Annotated in this window: 3 protein-coding genes; 1 reads left to right on the plus strand and 2 read right to left on the minus strand. The window is 36.8% G+C overall.

Annotated elements, in window-relative coordinates; translation table 11 throughout:
• The coding region (locus D6734_05720; GenBank protein RMF95339.1) for a response regulator at positions 1-376 on the plus strand (376 nt) is incomplete at its 5' end.
• 30 nt (positions 377-406) lie between these two features.
• On the opposite strand, the gene D6734_05725 is transcribed toward D6734_05720, so the two are convergent.
• Positions 407-1,936 (minus strand): hypothetical protein, encoded by a 1,530-nt coding sequence (locus tag D6734_05725; GenBank protein ID RMF95340.1) that lies wholly within the window; start codon positions 1,934-1,936, stop codon positions 407-409.
• A 99-nt stretch (positions 1,937-2,035) separates the two neighbouring features.
• Positions 2,036-3,067: a methyltransferase domain-containing protein gene (locus D6734_05730; protein RMF95341.1), complete on the minus strand. Its 1,032-nt coding sequence runs from the start codon at positions 3,065-3,067 to the stop codon at positions 2,036-2,038.
• Positions 3,068-3,285 lie beyond the last annotated feature (218 nt).

A 3,285-nucleotide genomic window follows, 5' to 3' on the forward strand; every position in this document is an offset into this window, starting at 1 on the left:
AGGGGAAAGGATGAAGATATTGTTTATGGATGATGATAAAACGACTCAAAAAGTTGCAAGAGAAATGCTTAAAACTCTCAGCTGTGAAGTTGATTTTGCATCAAATGGCAGTGAAGCTGTAAATAAATATGAAAAAGCAACGGAGGAAGGGAAATATTTCGATATAGTCATTCTGGATATCGTAATACCTGAAGGAGATGACGGTATAAAAACATTGAAGAAGATTCGCCAAATCAATCCGAAGGCAAAGGTAATAGCCCTTACAGGTTTTGCAAACCGGGAAATAATTACCAATTATAAAAAATATGGCTTCTCCTCTGCCATTGAAAAGCCATTTACATTAGAAAAATTGAAAACTACACTAAATATACGATAATTTTTTTGAATTATTTCTTACTTTTCAGCATCAATATCTTTTGACTTCGATAGGTTTTATGTCTTCTAAATCAGAATCCATAAGCACTTCTGTAAGAAGGACAGCCAATTCAGTCTGCTTATACATCAAATCCTTATCAAATTTGTCTATTCCTGCCTCCAATGACCAATAGGCGCTCATCGTTGCGCTTATTCCATAACCGGGAATATTTCTCTTTATTGCAAAATCTCCCATACCATTCCATCTGCCCTGTCCTTTTTTCAAGGGACAATAGACAATTGTTCTTGGAATTTTACTCATCTTTACTGCTTCAATGGCAGAGTTTATGAGTTTCTCATTATTCTGTACAAATAACTGAGTCACTTCCGGCTTTCCTGTTGGCAGGAAATGGTCTCCTTTTTCCCTATACTCAATCTGGCCGAGATGCTCTATAGCAAAGCTTGCAACTATTTTTTTAGAAATTTCTGAATGAAGTTTAAACCAGTCAACAGCATGCCTTTCAGGAATATAATGCTGTGGGTCGAGCACAACAAGAAGACTTCTCCTTCTTTCATTTTGAGGAATATGGGAAAAATATTTCATTACAGCAAGAATTCCAAGGGCTCCATTTTCTTGCGAAATATTAGGTCCATCTGTATGGGAAAGTAAAAGGACAATCTCATCATTTTCATTACCATAATCTTTACCCGGAAGCAATGCAGAAAGGAAATAAATTTCAGAAGGTTTTTCTTTGGCAATCAATTTTAATGTAGCCATCTTGCCTTTTTGAGCAAAATTTCTAACTTCCTCTCCTGCCTTTCTATCAAGAAAAAGAGAAGGGACTCCAAATATATAGGGAGGAGGCGGAAGAGTATAGACACCTGATGCCATTTCAGGACCCATTTTAGAAATTACCAGCCCTCCAGCCGCTTTACCGCTTGTAAGAATCTCACGAAAACCTCCAAATCGTGAATAATAGTTGACCTGATACCATTGTTCGATTGTAAAATTGTCTGTTGGCAGGTCTTCGGGATTGGATGCAAATTCAAATCCCGGGCTCTTGAACATTGGGGGAAGTGGCTTTGGGAGAGAGGGGGTATCGAAAACCACTATCTTATTCTCGATGGATTTTGGAGGATTCTCTTCGTCATAATATACAAGAGGTGCTGTAACCCCTTCAGGGGGAGTTGAGCCTGAAAAAGCCCAATAAGAAGCAACTCTGATTTTCTTTCCTTCTATTGAAAGAGTCCAATCACCATCTTCTCTTCTGTTTGAAGTAAACCATCCATGGAAAGAAATCTTATCCTTCTTGATATCGACTAATCCTGTCTTTCTAAACTCATCTTCAAGAAATTTCACGAAACTTTGCCACGATTCAGTGCCGGCAAGAGAAGGACCTTTTGAATCTTTATACTTATTCCATTCATAAAGCTCTTGGGCAGTAGTAAGAAATTTACTATTGATTTTAAAATGAGGCGTTCTTTCATTATCTGCTGAAGAAAATAAAGCAAAAGTCAAGAAGAAGGCGACGATGACAAAAGATAGAAATTTTTTTGATTTTTTGAAGAAGAATTTTTTCATCTTTCCCTCCCTAAAAATTTATCTCTATAATGTTTTAAAAAAATAATAAACAATTCTAAGAGAGAGAAAACTCATTCCTCACGAGCAGGAAACAATTGATTATTCCTTTACAGCAGTTATCAGCCCGGAATTTCTATAAGCCCCGCTTCTCTTTGACATGACTTCATATTTTACTACCTTAAATCCTGCATCTCTCAGCCACTCTTCCATCTCGCCTCTTGAACGCGCGTCGCCCTTTTCAGTTTGAAGTAAAAGTATCAATGAAAAGATCGACGGGAAAACAGGACCTGACCTTTCATCATTTATAACTGACTCTGTAATGTAAAAAAGTCCACCCTTAGGAAGATAATCGTAAATTTTTTTTATCATATCTCTACATATTGCCTCATCATATCCGTCCAATACGCCTGAAAGGAGCGCAACATCACTTCCTTCAGGAAATGGGTCATTCAAAATATCACCTTCGCAAAGCTTTACCTTATCTTCAACTTTGTGCTCTTTCAAAATATCTTTGGCAACTTCCAAAACGAATCCTCTATCAAAAATAGTATATTCTATGTGCGGAAACCTCTTGGCTGTTTCAGCAGTGAAGATTCCGGTGCCGCCTCCAATATCAAGAAAACTTTTCCTTCCTGTCAGGTCAATCGTTTCAGCAAAGTCGATAGCAATAAGTTGGCTGTAATTATGCTGTGACATCATAGCTTTGCGTGCAAACTCCTTTGTGCTCGATACTGCTTTTATGATATCATCTGATTTGCCTTCGACAGATGGCTGAAACTCATCCTTTTTGATAATTTCTTCAAGAGTCCCCCATGGGCCATAAAGACGGGAATTCAAAGCATTTATATGGTAACCGAAATAAAAGGGCTTACCCTCAACGAGATATTCCTCTGAAAGCGGGGTATTGGAATATCTTCCATCTTTTTTATTTAGAAGACCAAGGGCTGTGCAGGAATTCAAGAGCCGAGAAAATGACCTTTCAGGAAGAGAAAGCTCTTGAGAAAGCTGGGCGGCTGTTTTTTCTGTGCCTGAAAGTTTGGTAAAAACATCGAAACTAACTGCTGTAAACAAGATTTTGGATATTGAAAATCCATATGCCAACTTTAAAAGATTATCAATATTTTCCACCATTCATCTCCCTAAAAAATTGTCGTTGATTATTAATTTTATGCATTAGCTATAAACTTTATACTAAAAAAATGCAAATTTCTTTCTATTCTGTCCACGATTCTTCAAAATATGATTTCATTTTGGAAAGATAATTTTTATAAAATAGACTTAAACGAATCTCGGCTACTAATCGATGATTCTGCTCACAACGAGCAAACAAAAATATATATGTATTAAAT

The sequence above is a fragment of the Candidatus Schekmanbacteria bacterium genome (genome assembly GCA_003695725.1).
Lineage (GTDB): Bacteria > Schekmanbacteria > GWA2-38-11 > GWA2-38-11 > J061 > J061.

Excerpts from the sequence above, each read along its gene's own strand:
- D6734_05725 (RMF95340.1), bottom strand. The coding sequence starts at position 1,936 with ATGAAAAAATTCTTCTTCAAAAAATCAAAAAAATTTCTATCTTTTGTC.
- D6734_05730 (RMF95341.1), bottom strand. The coding sequence starts at position 3,067 with ATGGTGGAAAATATTGATAATCTTTTAAAGTTGGCATATGGATTTTCA.